Origin of the sequence: Dyella flava, assembly GCF_016904955.1 — a bacterium.
In the GTDB taxonomy this organism is placed as follows: domain Bacteria; phylum Pseudomonadota; class Gammaproteobacteria; order Xanthomonadales; family Rhodanobacteraceae; genus Dyella_B; species Dyella_B flava.
Genome location: NZ_JADIKE010000031.1, coordinates 153681 through 171654, shown reverse-complemented (window position 1 = coordinate 171654; position 17974 = coordinate 153681). Strand labels below are relative to the sequence as shown.

At 61.2% G+C, this 17974-nt stretch carries 16 protein-coding genes and 1 riboswitch; of the genes, 10 read left to right on the top strand and 6 right to left on the bottom strand.

What is annotated here, in order from left to right; genetic code table 11:
• The first annotated feature begins 9 nt into the window (after positions 1-9).
• The 4 genes from ISP19_RS07340 to ISP19_RS07325 all read left to right on the top strand — a co-directional run bounded on the left by ISP19_RS07340 (position 10) and on the right by ISP19_RS07325 (position 3987).
• Positions 10-597: a TMEM175 family protein gene (locus ISP19_RS07340; RefSeq protein ID WP_204680708.1), complete on the top strand. Its 588-nt coding sequence runs from the start codon at positions 10-12 to the stop codon at positions 595-597.
• Entirely contained in the window at positions 584-1708 is a 1125-nt protein-coding gene (dnaJ, locus tag ISP19_RS07335; protein WP_204680707.1) for a molecular chaperone DnaJ, read from the top strand. The genes ISP19_RS07340 and dnaJ overlap by 14 nt, the downstream gene beginning before the upstream one ends.
• A gap of 181 nt (positions 1709-1889) precedes the next feature.
• Positions 1890-2708: a 4-hydroxy-tetrahydrodipicolinate reductase gene (dapB, locus tag ISP19_RS07330; protein ID WP_204680706.1), complete on the top strand. Its 819-nt coding sequence runs from the start codon at positions 1890-1892 to the stop codon at positions 2706-2708.
• Between the two features lie 41 nt (positions 2709-2749).
• A riboswitch (yybP-ykoY riboswitch) is annotated at positions 2750-2981 on the top strand.
• A 1-nt stretch (position 2982) separates the two neighbouring features.
• A complete protein-coding gene (locus ISP19_RS07325; RefSeq protein ID WP_204680705.1) occupies positions 2983-3987 on the top strand; it encodes a sodium:calcium antiporter in 1005 nt (334 codons plus the stop codon).
• Positions 3988-4040: 53 nt separating this feature from the next.
• On the opposite strand, the gene ISP19_RS07320 is transcribed toward ISP19_RS07325, so the two are convergent.
• A complete protein-coding gene (locus ISP19_RS07320) occupies positions 4041-4745 on the bottom strand; it encodes a 2OG-Fe(II) oxygenase (protein WP_204680704.1) in 705 nt (234 codons plus the stop codon).
• A 215-nt stretch (positions 4746-4960) separates the two neighbouring features.
• Here ISP19_RS07320 and carA point away from each other — a divergent pair, with 215 nt between their 5' ends.
• The 3 genes from carA to greA are packed head-to-tail and all read left to right on the top strand — an operon-like array spanning position 4961 to position 9790.
• Positions 4961-6088 carry a glutamine-hydrolyzing carbamoyl-phosphate synthase small subunit gene (carA, locus tag ISP19_RS07315; protein ID WP_204680703.1) on the top strand — a complete coding sequence of 376 codons (1128 nt, stop codon included), beginning with the start codon at positions 4961-4963 and terminating at the stop codon, positions 6086-6088.
• 1 nt (position 6089) lies between these two features.
• On the top strand, positions 6090-9317 hold the full coding sequence (gene carB / locus ISP19_RS07310; protein WP_204680702.1) for a carbamoyl-phosphate synthase large subunit: 3228 nt from the start codon (positions 6090-6092) through the stop codon (positions 9315-9317).
• On the top strand, positions 9314-9790 hold the full coding sequence (gene greA, locus ISP19_RS07305) for a transcription elongation factor GreA (RefSeq protein ID WP_204680701.1): 477 nt from the start codon (positions 9314-9316) through the stop codon (positions 9788-9790). Before carB ends, greA begins: the two co-directional genes overlap by 4 nt.
• Before the next feature lie 106 nt (positions 9791-9896).
• On the opposite strand, the gene ISP19_RS07300 is transcribed toward greA, so the two are convergent.
• The 5 genes from ISP19_RS07300 to ISP19_RS07280 form a co-directional block, all read right to left on the bottom strand.
• Positions 9897-10682, bottom strand: a complete 786-nt coding sequence (locus ISP19_RS07300) for a CPBP family intramembrane glutamic endopeptidase (RefSeq protein WP_204680700.1) — start codon at positions 10680-10682, stop codon at positions 9897-9899.
• 601 nt (positions 10683-11283) lie between these two features.
• Positions 11284-11409, bottom strand: a complete 126-nt coding sequence (gene ykgO, locus ISP19_RS07295) for a type B 50S ribosomal protein L36 (protein WP_115476522.1) — start codon at positions 11407-11409, stop codon at positions 11284-11286.
• A gap of 63 nt (positions 11410-11472) precedes the next feature.
• Positions 11473-12384 carry a LysR substrate-binding domain-containing protein gene (locus tag ISP19_RS07290; protein ID WP_204680699.1) on the bottom strand — a complete coding sequence of 304 codons (912 nt, stop codon included), beginning with the start codon at positions 12382-12384 and terminating at the stop codon, positions 11473-11475.
• Positions 12385-12615: 231 nt separating this feature from the next.
• Positions 12616-14634 (bottom strand): NADPH-dependent 2,4-dienoyl-CoA reductase, encoded by a 2019-nt coding sequence (locus ISP19_RS07285; protein ID WP_204680698.1) that lies wholly within the window; start codon positions 14632-14634, stop codon positions 12616-12618.
• 81 nt (positions 14635-14715) lie between these two features.
• The gene (locus ISP19_RS07280) at positions 14716-14973 is read right to left on the bottom strand and encodes an acyl-CoA-binding protein (protein WP_204680697.1); all 258 of its coding nucleotides are present in this window, start codon (positions 14971-14973) and stop codon (positions 14716-14718) included.
• A 109-nt stretch (positions 14974-15082) separates the two neighbouring features.
• Between ISP19_RS07280 and cmk the strand changes: the two genes are divergently transcribed.
• From cmk to ISP19_RS07265, 3 genes are all read left to right on the top strand, one after another.
• On the top strand, positions 15083-15763 hold the full coding sequence (cmk, locus tag ISP19_RS07275; RefSeq protein ID WP_204680696.1) for a (d)CMP kinase: 681 nt from the start codon (positions 15083-15085) through the stop codon (positions 15761-15763).
• Positions 15764-15925: 162 nt separating this feature from the next.
• Positions 15926-17599, top strand: a complete 1674-nt coding sequence (gene rpsA, locus ISP19_RS07270) for a 30S ribosomal protein S1 (RefSeq protein WP_204680695.1) — start codon at positions 15926-15928, stop codon at positions 17597-17599.
• A gap of 7 nt (positions 17600-17606) precedes the next feature.
• On the top strand, positions 17607-17969 hold the full coding sequence (locus tag ISP19_RS07265) for an integration host factor subunit beta (RefSeq protein ID WP_275577114.1): 363 nt from the start codon (positions 17607-17609) through the stop codon (positions 17967-17969).
• Positions 17970-17974 lie beyond the last annotated feature (5 nt).

The following is a 17974-nucleotide window of genomic DNA, read 5'->3' as shown; positions in this document are numbered from 1 at the left end:
GGGTGGGCCATGGACAAGGGGCGGCTAGAAGCCTTCAGTGATGGCGTACTCGCCATCATCATTACCATCATGGTGCTGGAGCTGAAGGTGCCGCACGGCGACGGTTGGGACGTGCTCGTCGAGCAGTGGCCGGTATTCCTGAGTTATGTGCTGAGCTTTATCTATGTCGGCATCTACTGGAATAACCATCACCATTTCCTGCATGCTTCCGAGAGGGTCAACGGCGGCGTGCTGTGGACCAACCTCCATCTGCTGTTCTGGTTGTCGCTGATGCCGGTGACGACCGGCTGGATGGGCGAGAACCACTTTGCGCGGCTTCCGGTGGCGGTATACGGCTTTGTGCTGTTGATGTGCGCCATCGCCTGGAGGCCGTTCCAGTACTGCCTGATTGATGCGAATGGCGGCAAGACCTCCGCGCTGGCGCAGGCGGTCGGTCATGACTGGAAAGGCAGGGTTGCCGTCGCCATGTATCTGGGGGGCATCCTGCTGGCGTTCGTGGCGCCGTGGGTGTCGTGTCTACTTTATGCCACGGTGGCGGCGATCTGGTTTATCCCCGATCGACGGATTGAATCGCGGATCAAACATGAGCAAGCGTGACTATTACGAAGTCCTTGGTGTTGAACGTTCGGTTACCGAGGTCGAGCTGAAGAAATCTTTTCGTCGCCTGGCGATGAAATACCACCCGGACCGTTGCCCGGACGATCCGCACGCGCAGGAAAAATTCAAAGAGGCCAAGGAGGCCTACGAAGTCCTGTCCGACACGCAGAAGCGCTCGATGTACGACCAGTACGGCCATGCTGCTTTTGAAGGCGGCATGGGTGGTCGCGGTGGTGGCGCCGGCTTCGGCGACATGGGCGATATTTTCGGGGATATCTTCGGCGACATTTTTGGCGGCGGTGGACGTGGGCGTGCGCGCCGCGGCGCGGACCTGCGCTACATCATGGAACTGGATCTCGAAGAAGCCGTATTCGGGGTCGAGAAGAAGTTCGATATTCCCACGCAGGTCAATTGCCATCACTGCAACGGCAGCGGTTCGGAAGATGGCAAGACGGTGCAGTGCAAGACCTGTAACGGGCACGGCCGTGTGCGCATGCAGAACGGCATTTTCTCCATCCAGCAGACGTGCCCGCATTGCGCGGGCAGTGGTCGTGCGATCGAGAAGCCGTGCAAGCAATGTCATGGTGAAGGCCGTCTGGAAGAAACGCGCACGCTGTCGGTACGCATTCCGGCCGGGGTCGACAATGGCGATCGCATTCGCCTGACCGGGCAGGGCGAGGCGGGTCCCACCGGCACTGAAGCAGGCGATCTGTATGTCGAAGTGCGCGTGCGGGAGCATGCGATTTTTCAACGCGACGGCAGCAATCTTTATTGCGAACTGCCGATTCGCTTTGCGCAGGCCGCACTGGGCGCCGAGTTGCTGGTGCCCACGCTGGAGGGCGAGATAGGCATCATCATTCCGCCCGAAACGCAGACCGGCCAGCAATTCACCTTGCGCGGGCGCGGCGTGAAATCCGTTCGCGGCGGCCGCACCGGCGACCTGATCTGTCGGGTTGTGGTGGAGACCCCGGTACGCCTCACTCGTGAGCAGCGCGATCTGCTGGAGAAACTGGAAGCCACCTTTGCCGACGGCAATGCCGATCAGCACACGCCGCGCGCCAAGACCTGGGTGGATGGCGTAAAGCAGTTCTGGTCGCGTGTAACGTCCTGAGTCTTCTACGTCGCCTTACTCCCTCTCCCCTCCGGGGAGAGGGTTGGGGTGAGGGGCCAATCTTGCGAAGATGTCTCATCCAGGCGTCACTTCGATAAGTGGTTTGTCAAATAGATTGGCGTCACCCCATGCCTTATCCACCAAGAGGATAGGGAGACAAAAGCTCAAGGAAGCACACACAATGACGCATGCCATTCGTCTTGCCATCAACGGCGCCTCCGGCCGCATGGGCCGGGCTTTGCTCGCGCTGGTGCGTGAAGACCGCCGTTTTGAACTGGTGCATGCGGTCGTTTCCGCTGGCTCGGAACATGACGGCATCCCGGTTTTCAGCGAACTCTCGACATCAGCGCGCTACTCACATGGCTGGGAAGCCGCGCCAGCTGTCGACGTTGTGGTCGACTTCAGTGGTCCGCAGGGTCTGTCCAGTGCGCTGGCGCATTGCGCGGCTCATGGCATCGCCCTGGTAACCGGAACCACCGGTATCGATGCCTCGCTGGAGGCGCAGCTGGATGAAGCTGCGAAACATGCCGCGGTTTTGCAGGCGGCCAATTTCAGCCTTGGCGTCGCCGTGCTCACGCGCTTGCTGCGTGAAGCTGCTGCATCCTTGCCAGACTGGGATCTGGAAATTGTCGAAGCTCATCATGGCCGCAAGGAAGATGCGCCATCCGGTACGGCACTCGCGCTGGGGCATGCCGCGGCCGATGCGCGCGACACCACGCTGGCCAAGGATGGCGTGTTCGTACGCGAGGGGCGTCCCGGTGCACGCCGTAGTGGCAGCATCGGCTTTGCGGTGGTGCGCGGTGGCGATGTGGTCGGCGAGCACACGGCTTTGCTGCTTGGTCAGGGTGAGCGGGTGGAGCTCAGCCATCGCGCCACGGATCGCTCGATCTTTGCTCGCGGTGCGCTGGAGGCTGCCGCCTGGTTGGCGGGCCGCAAGCCAGGTGCCTACAGCATTGACAGCATGTTGCAGGAGCGCGGCCGTACCCATAGGCATGGATGACCGGCGGCTTGTCCGCAGACCTTTGCGCCTGTACCATGCGCCGCAACGTCATTGGGGAGTAGCCATCCTCAGCGCATTCAACCGCCAGGTGATGCCTTGAGGAGTTCGCGTCAACATACTTGAAGCCTTGATGCTTCATGGCGCGAACAGTTATCGCAGCTGCACTGCCTGCGATGGTCCGGCGAGACCTTTGGCCACCACACAACTCACCCAGGCCGGGCGAGCAGTGTGCGTGAGCCATTGGTTTTTTCGCTCGCCCGGCCCGGAATGCTCCATGCTCTCTACGCTGCTGCTGTTCCTGCTGTCCGCCGGGGTCATTTATCTGGCGTGCGAGTATTTCGTCAACGGCATTGAGTGGCTGGGGCAAAAGCTCAATCTCGGCGCGACCGCCACGGGTACCGTGCTGGCGGCGTTTGGTACGGCGTTGCCGGAAAGTGCGGTCACCTTTGTTGCCGTGATCACAGGGCGAACTCCGGAGGTTCGCGATATCGGCGTGGGTGCGGCGATGGGCGGGCCATTGGTGCTCGCCACCATTGCCTATGCCGTGGTCGGCGTGGCGCTGTGGATCAATTGCCGCAAGCTGGGTCGCAACGACGCCCGCGTGCAAGCAGGTGAGTCGCGGTTGGCGCGCGATCAGGTGTGGTTCCTGTCGATCTTTGTCGTGAAATGCGCCTTGGGATTGATTGCGTTCGCGCTAAAACCCTGGCTGGGCGTGCTGTTTCTCACTGCCTATGCGCTGTATGTGTGGCGCGAATTGACGCATGAAGATGACACGTCGGTTGAAGAGGCGCTTGAGCCACTGAAGTTCCAGCCGCGCGCCGCCACACCGTCGTTCATCGCCGTTGCATCACAGGCCGTGCTGTCACTGCTGGTGATTGCCATTGCGTCGCACATTTTTGTGTCGCAGCTTGAAACGATCGGCATTGCGATGCATCTGCCGCCGCATCTGGTTGCGCTTGTGTTGAGCCCGGTGGCCACAGAATTGCCCGAGACGATGAATGCGCTGATCTGGGTTCGTCAGGGCAAGGAGCGTCTGGCGTTGGCGAATATTTCAGGTGCGATGATGATTCAGGCGACGGTTCCCAGTGCGCTGGCCCTGTTCGCCACGCCGTGGATGTTCGACAAACCGTTGATTGCGTCGGGCATCATCACCACGATCGCGATCATCTATCTGTGGCGGCTGTTTCATCGCGGCAACGTGGATGGGCGCACGTTGGTGCCGGTAGGTTTGCTGTACGGCGTGTTTGCCGTGTACGTGGGTTGGAGCCTTTTGGCTTAGCAGCAGCTATGTCTGCCGGAATTTACCCGCGCACTTTTCTTGATGCGCGCCGCTCAGTCGTCGCGTGTCTTGTGTGACGCGTTGCGGTCACGGCCTGCACCCACCTTGCGATCGATGGCGCCGAACAGCTTCTTGAACGCCCGCGAAAATTTCCCGCGTTTGGTCTTGCGCAGCTTTTCCTCTTCGCTGGTAAGCCAGGCGACCTGGATCACGCGGCGTTCGCCTTCGTAGGGCAGGTGGCCGTGAAAGGAGTTCTCGCAGCGCTTGAATACGGCGAATTCTCCGTAAAGCGGCTTCAATTCCGGTGCCGCGAGATCGTCGATGTTGTCGATCTTGTTCAGGAAGCGCAGGCAGCCATCGCTGGTATCCGGCCACTGCGTGTTCAAGTAGAGCAGGGCGGTGGCGACCTTGGAGCGGCTGTCCGTATGGATGGTGCCGTGGCGCTTGTTCAGAGCACGGCACAGGGTCACCAGCGTGGGGTACTGGCCCAGGTTATCGATGCCGAGATAGCGGCCGATGGCGCTGGCAAAGGCCGGGGTGGTCATCTGCGCGACGAGCGTGTTCACCGTCGGACCACAGTCGACCGGGTCGTAGGGAAAGAAGCCGGCGCTGGTGTACTTGGGGAAGTCCCGCTCCAGGCCGCTGCGTGCTTCGTCGGGCAGTTGGCCGTGCGCGATCATGAACGGAAAAGGTTGCTGCCGTACGTCCGTATCCGGGCGATCGAGTCGGATGGGATCAAGCAGAACGGTTGCATTCATGAAGTTTCGTAGCTTGTCCGGCCAAGTGGCTGCCAGTCTAGCGCGAGACCGCAGCTTTGGTAGGGCGTGGTGACATTTTTCACAATCCGTTGCGGTGGACAGAAAGCGTCTTGCCACCTATCATTTCAACCCGCCCGAGACTTTCTTTGACCCAAGGTCCACAAGCCTGCTTCGACGCGGCTTGCGGACTTTGCTGCACCTAAAAGGCGGCCCCCATGCCCATTTCCGCTCTGCTTGCCCTCGAAGACGGCAGCGTGTTTCACGGCCAAGCCGTGGGCGCGACTGGTGAGACCGTCGGCGAGGTGGTTTTCAACACAGCGATGACGGGCTACCAGGAGATCCTCACCGATCCTTCCTATGCCCGTCAGATCGTGACCCTGACGTATCCCCATATCGGCAACACCGGCTGCAACGCCGAGGATGAAGAATCCGCTGCGGTGCATACCGCCGGCTTGATCGTGCGTGATGTACCGCGCCGGGCCAGTAACTGGCGCAGCAGCGAGAGCCTGCCCGATTACCTCAAGCGCCACGGCATCGTGGCCATCGCCGGCATCGATACGCGGCGCCTGACCCGTATCCTGCGCGACAAAGGCGCACAGAACGGCTGCATCGTGGCTGGCGAGTCGATCGACGTCGACGCCGCGCTGGCCAAGGCGCGCGCCTTCCCTGGTCTTAATGGCATGGATCTGGCCAAGGTGGTCAGCGTCGACAAGCCGTACGGCTGGAGCGAGGGTGTGTACAACCTCGACAGCACAACGTTCAATCAACCGGCCAAGCGCTTCAAGGTGGTGGCTTACGACTTCGGCGTGAAGCGCAATATTCTGCGCCTGCTCGCCGAGCGCGGCTGCGAGATTACCGTGGTGCCGGCACAGACCCCGGCGGCCGACGTGCTGGCGATGAAGCCCGATGGTGTGTTCCTTTCCAACGGTCCCGGCGATCCGGCTGCCTGCGATTACGCCATTGCCGCCACGCGCGAATTCCTCGCTGCGAAGATCCCGCTGTTCGGCATCTGCCTCGGTCACCAGATCATGGGCGCGGCGGTGGGCGCGAAGACACTGAAGATGAAGTTCGGCCACCACGGCGCGAATCATCCGGTGAAAGACCATGATGATGGCCGCGTGCTGATTACTTCGCAGAACCACGGCTTCGCGGTGGACGGTGCAACGCTGCCGTCGAATGTGCGTGTCACCCATACCTCGTTGTTCGACGGTTCACTGCAGGGCTTTGCGCTCACCGATCGTCCGGCCTTCTGTTTCCAGGGTCACCCGGAGGCAAGCCCAGGGCCACACGACATTGGTTACCTGTTTGACCGTTTCGCCAAGCTGATGCAGGAGGCCCGCTGAGATGGCCAAGCGTACCGATATCAAGAGCATCCTCATCATCGGCGCGGGTCCGATCGTCATCGGCCAGGCCTGCGAGTTCGACTACTCCGGCGCGCAGGCATGCAAGGCGCTGAAGGAAGAGGGTTACCGGGTCATCCTGGTGAACTCCAATCCTGCCACGATCATGACCGATCCGGAGACGGCCGATGCCGTCTACATCGAGCCGATCAACTGGCAGACGGTGGAACGCATCATCGCCAAGGAACGCCCGGACGCGGTGCTGCCGACGATGGGTGGCCAGACCGGCCTCAACTGCGCGCTCGATCTTGCCGACAACGGTGTGCTCGAAAAGTACGGCGTGGAATTGATCGGCGCATCGCGCGAAGCAATCCGCATGGCGGAAGACCGCGAGCTGTTCCGCGTGGCGATGTCCGACATCGGCCTGGAATGTCCCAAGGCCGCGGTGGCCAGGTCGTTCGAGCAGGCGGTGGAGATTCAGGCCACCGTCGGCTATCCCACCATCATCCGCCCCAGCTTCACGCTCGGTGGTTCGGGTGGTGGCATTGCCTACAACCGCGAAGAATTCGAAGAGATCGTCAAGCGCGGCCTGGAACTGTCCCCGGTGCATGAAGTGCTGGTGGAAGAATCCGTGCTCGGCTGGAAGGAGTTCGAGATGGAAGTGGTCCGCGACAAGGCGGACAACTGCATCATCGTGTGCTCGATCGAAAACCTCGATCCGATGGGCGTGCATACCGGCGATTCGATCACGGTCGCACCGGCGCAGACGCTCACCGACAAGGAATACCAGCGTCTGCGTGATGCATCCATCGCGGTGCTGCGCAAGATCGGCGTGGATACCGGCGGCTCCAACGTGCAGTTTGGCGTGAATGCCGAAACCGGCCGCGTGGTGGTGATCGAGATGAATCCGCGCGTGTCGCGTTCGTCTGCGCTTGCTTCCAAGGCCACCGGTTTCCCGATCGCCAAGATCGCAGCAAAGCTCGCCGTGGGCTACACGCTGGATGAGCTCAAGAACGACATCACCGGCGGTCTTACCCCGGCCTCGTTCGAGCCGACCATCGATTACGTCGTCACCAAGATCCCGCGTTTCGCCTTCGAAAAATTCCCGCAGGCCGATGCGCGCCTCACCACCCAGATGAAGTCGGTGGGCGAAGTGATGGCGATTGGCCGCAGCTTCCACGAGTCGCTGCAGAAGGCGCTGCGTGGGCTGGAAATCGGCAAGACCGGCCTGAATCCGACCGGTCTGGATATTGGTACCGAAGACGGCCTGGCCACGCTCAAGCGCGAACTCCGCGAACCGCGTCCGGACCGCGTGTTCCATCTGGCCGATGCGTTCCGCGCTGGACTGAGCCTGGAAGAAGTGCACGAGCTGAGCCGTGTCGATCCATGGTTCCTGGCTGCGTTCGAAGACATCGTGCTGACCGAGAAGGAAGTTCAGGAGCAGGGCATCACTGCGCTTGACGCCGCACGCGTGCGCGAACTCAAGCGCCTGGGCTTCTCCGACGCGCGCTTGGCCGAGCTGATCAAGACCGATGAAGCCGCCATCCGTCATCTGCGTCGTACGCTCGGCGTGCGTCCTGTTTATAAGCGCGTGGATTCCTGCGCGGCCGAGTTCGCCACCACTACCGCCTACATGTATTCGACCTACGAGGAAGAATGCGAGGCCAATCCGACCGGCCGCAACAAGATCATGGTGCTGGGTGGTGGTCCGAACCGTATCGGGCAGGGTATCGAATTCGATTATTGCTGCGTGCACGCCGCCTTGGCGCTGCGCGAAGACGGGTTCGAGACCATCATGGTCAACTGCAATCCGGAAACCGTGTCGACTGACTATGACACGTCTGACCGCTTGTACTTCGAACCGCTGACGCTGGAAGACGTCTTGGAAATCGTCGACCTCGAGAAGCCCAAGGGTGTGATCGTGCAATATGGCGGCCAGACCCCGCTGAAGCTGGCGCGCGCGCTTGAAGCCGCCGGTGCGCCGGTCATCGGCACCTCGCCAGATTCGATCGACCTGGCCGAAGACCGCGAGCGCTTCCAGCAGATGATCAACAAGCTGGGCCTGACCCAGCCGCCGAACCGCACTGCGCGCAACGCCGACGAAGCCTTGGCGCTGGCGCGCGAGATCGGCTATCCGCTGGTGGTGCGTCCGAGCTACGTGTTGGGCGGCCGCGCGATGGAAGTGGTGTACGACGATGCCGATCTGTCGCGCTACATCCGCGAAGCGGTGCAAGTCTCGAACGATTCACCTGTGCTGCTGGATCGCTTCCTTGATCACGCGGTGGAAGTCGACGTCGACATCATTGCGGATCAGGACGGTAACGTGCTGGTCGGCGGCATCATGGAGCATATCGAGGAGGCCGGCGTGCACTCGGGCGATTCGTCGTGCTCGCTGCCGCCCTATTCGCTGACGCCGGCCATTCAGGACGAACTGCGCCGCCAGGTCAGCCTGATGGCGAAGGAACTGAAGGTGGTGGGCCTGATGAATACCCAGTTCGCCATTCAGGGCGACACGGTGTTTATTCTGGAGGTGAATCCGCGTGCTTCGCGTACCGTGCCGTTCGTCTCCAAGGCGACCGGCGTGCCGCTGGCCAAGATTGCCGCACGTTGCATGGCCGGGCGCAGTCTCGTCGCGCAAGGCACCACGCGTGAAGTGATCCCGGCTTACTACTCGGTCAAGGAAGCGATCTTCCCGTTCCTGAAATTCCAGAACGTCGACCCGATCCTGGGTCCGGAAATGCGTTCCACCGGCGAAGTGATGGGCGTGGGCCGCAGCTTCGGCGCCGCGTTTGCGCGCGGTCACGATGCGGCTGGCATCAAGACGCCGCCGAAGGGCAAGGTGTTTGTTTCGGTACGCGATGCCGACAAGGATCGCCTGCTGTCGGTGGCCAAGGACATCGCCTTGCGCGGTTTCACGCTGGTCGCTACATCCGGTACGGCAAGCTATCTCACCGGGCATGGTGTAGCGTGCGAGCGCATCAACAAGGTGCTTGAAGGCCGGCCGCATATCGTCGACCTGATCAAGAACGGCGAGATCGTCTATATCGTCAACACTACCGAGGGCAAGCAGGCGATTGCCGACTCGTTCTCGATCCGGCGCGAGGCTTTGCAGCATCGCGTTACGTATTCCACCACGGTCGCAGGCGCGCGTGCGCTGGTGCATTCGCTGGATTTTCACGACACCGGCGAAGTCCATAGCCTGCAGGAACTTCACAAGGAGCTGAGCGCATGAGTCGCGCCCCCATCACCAAAATCGGTTCGGAGCGTTTGCGAGGCGAGCTGGATCGGCTGAAATCGGTCGAACGCCCGAAGATCATCGCGGCGATCGCCGAGGCACGTGCCCATGGCGATCTCAAGGAGAATGCCGAGTATCACGCCGCGCGCGAACAGCAGAGCTTTATCGAAGGCCGCATTGCCGAGCTGGAAGCCGCGTTGTCGACCGCCGAAGTGATCGACGTATCGCGCCTGAGTGCGGGAAGCAAGGTCGTGTTCGGCGCGACGGTGGCGCTGGAAGATGAGGACAGCGGTGAAGCGGTGACTTACCAGATCGTGGGTGACCTGGAAGCCGACATCAAACAGCGTCTTATTGCCGTTTCGTCGCCCATCGCGCGTGCCTTGATCGGCAAAAGCGCCGGGGACAGTTTCGAGTTCAAGGCGCCCAATGGCATCAAGCGCTACGAAATCACGGCCGTCAGCTACGGGTGATGGCGTAGTGCCCGTCATTATCTCGGCTGGGTCATGAAAACGAGAAGCCCGGGCTTGCTATCGCAGTCCGGGCTTTTTCATGCGCGAGTGGCCAGCGGCGCGAGTGTTAGTGATCCTGCAAACGAAAGCCGCTGATGAGCACTGTGGCTTCTTCCGGCGCATCCTGAGCCGGGTGATAAGTGAGAAGGATGCGCAAGTCGACCAGGCTATGCAGCGCGATCGGCAAAATGAGGTTTCCGGTAAAGATGGCAAGCAGGCCGAATACCCATCCGGCAACCGTCGTTTCCACGACGCCGCGTGCGCCTTGATAGAAATGCCCGGCCCCGAAAGCCAACGAACTAAGTAGCCACGCAAGCGTAAGGCCAAGTGCGGGACCGCCCGAGAGATGGCCGCGCAAATACTGCAGCATAAAGCCGCGATAAAGAAGCTCCTCGCATACACCCGCCGTTACGCTCAACACCACCCACCAGGTTCGCTCCTGACGCGAAACAGGTAGCAGAAAGCGGATAAAAGACGAACGGTAGGCCTGGAAGTACTGCTGCCGAATACCTCGGTTGAGTGCGCATTGGACACTTGGCCAGAGAATCCAGGCGAACAGGGCGACTAAGCCGATCGCGACGACTGCATGCATAACGGCGTTGCCGTCCAGCCAGGGGAGATCACCAGGCTGTCGTGACACCACCAGCAGCGAGCCCAGCGAAGAGAGAGCTATGGCGGTAATCGTGAAGACCCACGTCGAAAAAACACTCCGACGGTAAAGTGCCAGTCGGGCCGGTCCGCTGCTGAATTGCTTCAGGCGCTGCGTGGCCGGCAAATCGATCAGCGGGAATATCGCCACGAGTGCAATGGCGAAGATGTCCTGCGCAAGCCCGATATACCGCTGTATATCCATGACGCTTCCCCAGCAATGAGGATCGGCGGCTCGAATGTATCCATTAAGGATGCTCTGATCAATTCTGCGCGGGCGTCACCGGTCCTGTCTGTTCGCAGGCCATAGGGACGTCGGCGCACGCGGGGAGGGTACATGGAGCCCGGCCTTGAGGAGCGAGGAAGGCAGACTGTCTGGCTGTCGAGACGACGGACCGCACGCGGGGAGAGTACATGGATGTACTCGGCTTTGAGGAGCGAGGAAGGCATGCGGACAGACAGGACTGGCCCCAACGTATTGAATTTAAAATGACGGGGTGATGTCCAGAAGGCCCGCAGGCTGTACCGCGCGGCTTGGCAAGACAGCCAGTCTTCCCTGCGCCACGCGCCACAGCCTGCGAGCCTTCTGGACATCATGCCGCCCACGCAGAATTGATCAGAGCATCCTTAAGAACGCCGCGATAAAGCGGCTTCGCCGCAAAGAGGGGTGGCGGCCGGCGCGTCCATCAAAGGCCGGTTCATGGCCGCCGAAACGCGGCCATTAAAAAAGCCGCTTTGCAGCGGCTGGAACAGGCTCAATAAAAAAGCCGCTTTTCAGCGGCTCTTTTAGTAGTTCGCAGCTGCGATCAACGCTGACGCGCCTTGAAGCGCGGGTTGCTCTTGCAGATCACGAACACTTTGCCGCGACGGCGCACAACCTTGCAGTCACGGTGCCGCTGCTTGGCGGTCTTCAAAGAGGAAAGCACCTTCACGGCAGGCTCCTGAAACGAGATGAGTCAAAGAAAGCGCGCAAGTATAACTATTTGAACGACTTATCACAAGCCCAGGGCCGCTTTGGCATCAGCGACCGTTTCCAGGAACTGCAAGACCACCGGCGGTGGGTTTTCAGCCCGGCTGGCCACCGCGAGCAGGAGGTAGGCATCCGGATCGGCCAAAGGCACATAGCTTACGCCAGCCAGCTTGACGACCTGCATGCTGGCGGGAACCAGCGCCAGGCCGATACCAGCCGCCACCAGGGCAATCAGGCCGTTGATCTGCTGGGCCTGCTGACGCACAACCGGATGGAAACCGGCTTTGGCGGCGAGCTGAACCAGCCGGTCATAAAGCGTGGCGGCCAGTTCGCGTGGCTGAATCACAAAGGGTTCGCCGGCGACCTCACCCAGTTCCAGGCTTTTGCGCCCGGCCAGGCGATGGCCGGCGGGCAGGGCAAGCAGCAGTGGTTCGTGATCGATGATATCCAGCCGCAACGCGCGCGCGTCGTCTTCATGGCTGGGTACATCACGTACGAAGCCCACGTCGATCTGGCCCGAACGCACGGCGGCAAATTGCGGTTCGGTATACATCTCGCTCAACCACACCCGGATGTTGGGCGCTCTTTGCCCAAGCCGGAGCAACGTCTGGGGCAGGGCCGGGTGGAATGAGACCGACACGGTATAGGCCAGTTTCAGGTGGCCGCTGAAGCCGGCGGCGGCTTCGGTCACCAGGGAGCGGGCATCTTCAGCCATCGCCAGGATCTGGCGAGCCTGTTCAAGGAACATTCGACCTGGCTCGGTCAATGTCACGTTCCGCTTGTCACGCTCCAGCAGACGTATGCCCAGATCTTGCTCAAGGGCCTGAATCTGCTGGGATAGCGGCGGCTGTGAAAGGTGCAGGCGCTGCGCGGCCCTGGTGAAGCTCAATTCTTCCGCGACGGCGATGAAATAACGGAGTTGGCGAAAATCAAACATATATGACTTTCGTATAAATGGAGCTCCAAATATATATTTGATTCTGTATCGCGTCGATCATAATATAGTCCCTGTCGCGGCACTGACCCCCTCCCCCCGAGTGCCGCTGACCCTCGCCCCGCAGCGACGCTACCCCCGCGGTATTCGGCATCCCTCCCCAGAGCCAATACCGACGCGTCGCTGGCGGGGCGCTTCCTTTTCTGATTCCCGTTAGATACTTACAGCGCCTTGTTAAAGCGTTGTGGCAAGTTGTGTGCCCTGGGCGATGGCGCGTTTGGCGTCGAGTTCGGCGGCGACGTCGGCGCCCCCGATCACGTGGACTCGCTGGCCTTGGGCGACGAGTGCGTCCGCCAGGCCTCGATTCGGTTCCTGCCCGGCGCAAATCACCACGTGGTCGACAGCCAGTACCTGGGCCGCCCCGTCCACCGTGATGTGCAGACCATCGTCATCGAAGCGGTCGTAACTGACGCCGCCAAGCATGGTGACCTGCTTGTTCTTTAGCGTGGCGCGATGCACCCAGCCGGTGGTTTTATTCAAGCGTGCGCCGGGACGGCCTTCGCTGCGTTGCAGCAGCCAGACTTGCCGTGCCGGTGCTTCGGGTTGCGGCGATTTCAGGCCGCCGCGTTGTTCCAGTTGCATGTCGACCCCCCATTCGCGTGTCCAGCGCTCCACCTCGGTAGAGGGTGAGGGGGTGTGCTCGATCAGGAATTCGGCGACGTCGAAACCGATGCCGCCGGCACCGATGATCGCTACGCGATGACCCACGAGCTTGTTGTAGGCGAGGATGTCGAGATAGTTCAGCACGCGTGGATGCGTGCTGCCCGGAAAATTCACTTTGCGCGGCGTAATGCCGGTGGCGACGACCACGTCATCGAAATTCGCCGCCGTAATGGAGGTGGCATCCATCACTTCGCCCAGACGCATGCGCACGCCGACGTCGGCAAGACGGTTGCGGAAGTAGCGCAAGGTTTCATGGAACTCTTCCTTGCCAGGAATGCGCTTGGCGTAGTTGAACTGGCCGCCGATGTCGCTGGCGCCATCGAACAGCGTGACGTCATGGCCGCGTTCGGCCAGCGTTGTGGCGCACGCCATGCCCGCGGGGCCGGCGCCGACGACCGCGATCCGTTTACGCGTCTTGGTCGGAGCAATCTGTAATTCGGTTTCGTGGCAAGCGCGTGGATTGACCATGCAACTTGCACGCTTGTTTTGGAAAACATGATCGAGGCATGCCTGATTGCAGGCGATGCAGGTATTGATGCGTTCACTATGACCGCTTTTTGCTTTCGCCGCCCAATCCGGATCGGCGAGTAACGGACGTGCCATCGATACCATGTCGGCTTCGCCGCCGGCGAGAATCTGCTCGGCCACTTCCGGCATGTTGATGCGGTTGGTGGTGATCAGCGGAATCGACACTTCGCCTTTCAGCTTCTTCGTGACCCACGCAAAGCCGGCGCGCGGCACGCTGGTGACGATGGTGGGTACACGTGCCTCGTGCCAGCCGATGCCGGTGTTGATGATGCTGGCGCCGGCCGCTTCGATCGCTTTGGCCAGCGTCACGATTTCTTGCCAATCCTGTCCGCCTTCGACCAGGTCAAGCATCGATAGCCGATAGATGATGATGAAATTCGGACCAACCGCCGCGCGCGTGCGGCGTACGATTTCGACGGGGAAGCGCATGCGCCGCTCGGCATCGCCGCCCCATGCATCGCCGCGCTGATTGGTGCGCGAGGCGATGAACTGATTGATCAGATAGCCTTCCGAACCCATCACTTCGACGCCGTCGTAGCCGGCGTCCTGCGCGAGTCGCGCGCAGCGAACGAAATCGTTGATCGTGCGTTCGACGCCACGTGCGCTGAGTTCGCGCGGCGTGAACGGCGTGATGGGTGACTTGATCTTGGATGGAGCTACCGAAAGCGGGTGATAGCCGTAGCGCCCTGCGTGCAGGATCTGCATGCAGATGCGGCCACCTTCGGCGTGCACGGCGCGGGTGATCTTGCGATGCCGCGGTTTGTGCCAGGGCTGGGTCATCCTGCCACCAAAAGGCTTGAGCCAGCCCTCGATGCTCGGGGCGATGCCGCCCGTCACCATCAGGCCGACGCCGCCGCGCGCGCGTTCGGCGAAGTAGGCGGCGAGCTTGTCAAAGTCGGCGGCTTTGTCCTCCAACCCGGTATGCATCGAGCCCATCAGGATGCGGTTGGGCAGGGTGACATGGCCCAGCGGGAGCGGGGCGAACAGATGGGGGTAGTTCATACGAGACCGTCTTCAAACGATCGTATGAATGTGCCCGCTAAGCGACCTGGGCGCAAGTGGCCCCGATGGGGCAGATGAGGCTCAGATCAGCAATTGTCGTACCAACGCTATGTATTGGCGTTTGGCTTCGTCCTGCGACATGCCTTTCAGCAGCGTCCAGGCTTCCTTTTTGGCGGTGCCGATGAAGTCGAAAAAGCCGGGATCGCAACCATGAACGTCGCCGTCGATGCCTTGCTTGTAGAGCGCGTACAGCCTGAGCAAGGTGTCGTTGTCGGGGCGTTCGCCCAGCCGCTTGATGTCCGTAACGGCTTGCTCGAACTCGCGTTGGAGGTCGTTCATGGCGGGTAGTTGGTACGGGATGATCGTTGATGCAGAACCGGAAAGCATGTGCTTGGAACCCCCTGTAAACACGTTAAGCTAAGCACTTCCCGTGCCATCAGGTCAGTCCATGCAAACAAGTCCGCCTGTGCCCGTACTCACCATTGACGGACCTTCCGGATCAGGCAAGGGCACCATCAGCCGGCTCGTCGCCGAGCACTTGGGCTGGCGCTTGCTGGATTCGGGTGCCTTGTATCGCGCGGTGGGTTATGCGGCAGGGGCAGCCGGACTGGACTTGTCCGACGCTGCTGCGGTCACCCGCTGTGCTGAAGCCATCCGGATCCAGTTCCGGGGGGCGCCTCATGATGGCGAAACGCGGGTGATCGTCAATGGTCATGATGCCACAGACGAGCTGCGGACCGAAACCGCCGGTGCGGCGGCGTCGGCGATCGCGTCGGTGCCTTCCGTCCGTAAGGCCTTGGTGGACCTGCAATTAAGCTTCCGTAAGCCCCCCGGCCTGGTGGCCGATGGACGGGACATGGGCACGGTGATCTTTCCGGATGCGCCGTTCAAGGTATTCCTCACTGCCAGCGCTGCCGAAAGGGCGAAAAGGCGCTATAAGCAGTTGAAGGAAAAGGGGCTAAGCGTTACACTTGCGTCCCTTCGGAGCGAAATTGAAGCGCGTGACGCCCGCGATGCCTCGCGAGCCGTTGCGCCGCTCAAACCCGCCGACGATGCAGTGCTGGTCGATACCACCGGCATGGGGATCGAAGACGTGGTCGCGAAAGTTTTGGCCGTCGTGAAACCGTAAAACGGTTGCGGCGGCTTTGGTGCTTCATGCCGCGGCATGAGGTTTTGGGTCAACGGTGCCAGGGAGCGATCCTGAAACACCCACAACTGGTGGGCCTGCCCACGCGCAAACATCCGACGGCGCGCAGTGGGTCGAGGGCCTTTTCTTATTTCTGGAATCAACATGACTGAAAGTTTTGCCGAGCTGTTTGAACAGAGCCAACAGGCCATCTCTAAGCTGAAGCCGGGCGCCATCGTCACCGGTATCGTTGTGGAAATCCGCAACGACGTCGTTGTGATCAATGCGGGCCTGAAGAGCGAAGGCATCGTCCCGATCGAGCAGTTCAAGGACGAGAAGGGTGAGTTGGAAGTGCAGGTAGGCGATGAGGTGAAGGTTGCCCTCGACGCCCTGGAAGACGGTTTCGGCGAGACCAAGCTCTCCCGCGAGAAGGCCAAGCGTTCCATGGTATGGGACGACCTCGAGCAGGCCTTCGACAAGGAAGAGACCATTACCGGCATGATCTCCGGCAAGGTCAAGGGTGGCTTCACCGTCGACATCAAGGATGTCCGCGCGTTCCTGCCGGGCTCGCTGGTCGACGTGCGTCCGGTGCGCGATCCGGTGTACCTGGAAGGCAAGGCACTTGAGTTCAAGATCATCAAGCTGGACCGCAAGCGCAACAACGTGGTGGTCAGCCGCCGCGCCGTCGTCGAGACCGAGTTCTCCGAAGAGCGCGAGAAGCTGCTGGAGCGCCTGACCGAAGGCGCCGTGGTGAAGGGCACGGTCAAGAACCTCACCGACTACGGTGCGTTCGTGGACCTGGGCGGTATCGACGGCCTGCTGCACATCACCGACATGGCGTGGAAGCGCGTGCGTCATCCGTCCGAAGTCGTCAATGTCGGCGATGAGCTGGACGTGCGCGTGCTGAAGTACGACCGCGAGCGCAACCGCGTGTCGCTGGGCCTCAAGCAGCTGGGCGACGATCCGTGGGTGAACATCTCGCGTCGTTACCCGGTCGGTAGCCGCCTGTTCGGCAAGGTCTCCAACGTCACCGATTACGGCTGCTTCGTCGAGATCGAGCCGGGCGTCGAAGGCCTGGTCCACGTCTCCGAAATGGATTGGACCAACAAGAACGTCAATCCGGCCAAGGTCGTGCAGGTTGGTGATGAGACCGAAGTGATGGTGCTGGACGTGGATGAAGAGCGTCGCCGCATCTCGCTGGGTATCAAGCAGACCCGCTCGAACCCCTGGGAAGCTTTCGCCGCCATGCACAAGAAGGGCGACAAGGTATCCGGTCAGATCAAGTCGATCACCGACTTCGGCATCTTCATCGGCCTGGACGGTGGCATCGACGGTCTGGTGCACTTGTCCGACATCTCCTGGCAGGCTTCCGGCGAAGACCTCGTTCGCAACTTCAAGAAGGGCGACGAGATCGAGGCCGTGGTGCTCGCCGTGGATCCGGAGCGTGAGCGCATCTCGCTCGGCATCAAGCAGATGGAGCAGGATCCGTTCGGCCACTTCATGGCTTTCCATCCGCGCGGCACCATCGTCAACGGTACCGTGAAGGAAGTGGACGCCAAGGGTGCAGTCATCGACCTGGGCGACGGCGTCGAGGGTTACCTCCGCGCCAGCGACATCGCCAAGGAGCGCATCGACGATGCTACCCAGCATCTGAAGCTGGGCGACAAGGTCGAGGCCAAGTTCACCGGTATGGACCGCAAGGGTCGCCAGCTGTCGCTGTCGATTCGCGCCAAGGACGAGGAAGAGCTGCAAGACGCCATGGCCGAGTATTCGTCCGCGTCGGGTGGCACGACCAAGCTTGGTGCGCTGCTGAAAGAGCAGCTCAACAAGGCTGACTGATTAGTGCCTGCAGTGGGGCGGCGTTTCGCCGCCCCAACTCGTTCCACGTCACGGACATTGGGGACCCATGACCAAATCCGAGCTGATTGAGGCGCTGGCAAGGCGCCAGACCCATCTTGCGTTTGGCGACGTTGAGCTGGCGGTCAAGAACGTCATCGAACAAATGAGCCAGGCTCTGGCCAGCGGCGAACGCATCGAAGTACGCGGTTTCGGCAGCTTTGCCCTGCATTACCGGCCTCCTCGCATGGGACGCAATCCCAAGACCGGCGATGCCGTGGCATTGCCCGGCAAGCATGTTCCGCACTTCAAGCCCGGCAAAGAGTTGCGCGAACGCGTCAACATGCATCTGGAGCAACGGCAGGAAGGCTGATCCTT

Coding starts and splice junctions, on each gene's coding strand:
- ISP19_RS07340 (WP_204680708.1), top strand. CDS start 10: ATGGACAAGGGGCGGCTAGAAGCCTTCAGTGATGGCGTACTCGCCATC.
- dnaJ (WP_204680707.1), top strand. CDS start 584: ATGAGCAAGCGTGACTATTACGAAGTCCTTGGTGTTGAACGTTCGGTT.
- dapB (WP_204680706.1), top strand. CDS start 1,890: ATGACGCATGCCATTCGTCTTGCCATCAACGGCGCCTCCGGCCGCATG.
- ISP19_RS07325 (WP_204680705.1), top strand. CDS start 2,983: ATGCTCTCTACGCTGCTGCTGTTCCTGCTGTCCGCCGGGGTCATTTAT.
- ISP19_RS07320 (WP_204680704.1), bottom strand. CDS start 4,745: ATGAATGCAACCGTTCTGCTTGATCCCATCCGACTCGATCGCCCGGAT.
- carA (WP_204680703.1), top strand. CDS start 4,961: ATGCCCATTTCCGCTCTGCTTGCCCTCGAAGACGGCAGCGTGTTTCAC.
- carB (WP_204680702.1), top strand. CDS start 6,090: ATGGCCAAGCGTACCGATATCAAGAGCATCCTCATCATCGGCGCGGGT.
- greA (WP_204680701.1), top strand. CDS start 9,314: ATGAGTCGCGCCCCCATCACCAAAATCGGTTCGGAGCGTTTGCGAGGC.
- ISP19_RS07300 (WP_204680700.1), bottom strand. CDS start 10,682: ATGGATATACAGCGGTATATCGGGCTTGCGCAGGACATCTTCGCCATT.
- ISP19_RS07290 (WP_204680699.1), bottom strand. CDS start 12,384: ATGTTTGATTTTCGCCAACTCCGTTATTTCATCGCCGTCGCGGAAGAA.
- ISP19_RS07285 (WP_204680698.1), bottom strand. CDS start 14,634: ATGAACTACCCCCATCTGTTCGCCCCGCTCCCGCTGGGCCATGTCACC.
- ISP19_RS07280 (WP_204680697.1), bottom strand. CDS start 14,973: ATGAACGACCTCCAACGCGAGTTCGAGCAAGCCGTTACGGACATCAAG.
- cmk (WP_204680696.1), top strand. CDS start 15,083: ATGCAAACAAGTCCGCCTGTGCCCGTACTCACCATTGACGGACCTTCC.
- rpsA (WP_204680695.1), top strand. CDS start 15,926: ATGACTGAAAGTTTTGCCGAGCTGTTTGAACAGAGCCAACAGGCCATC.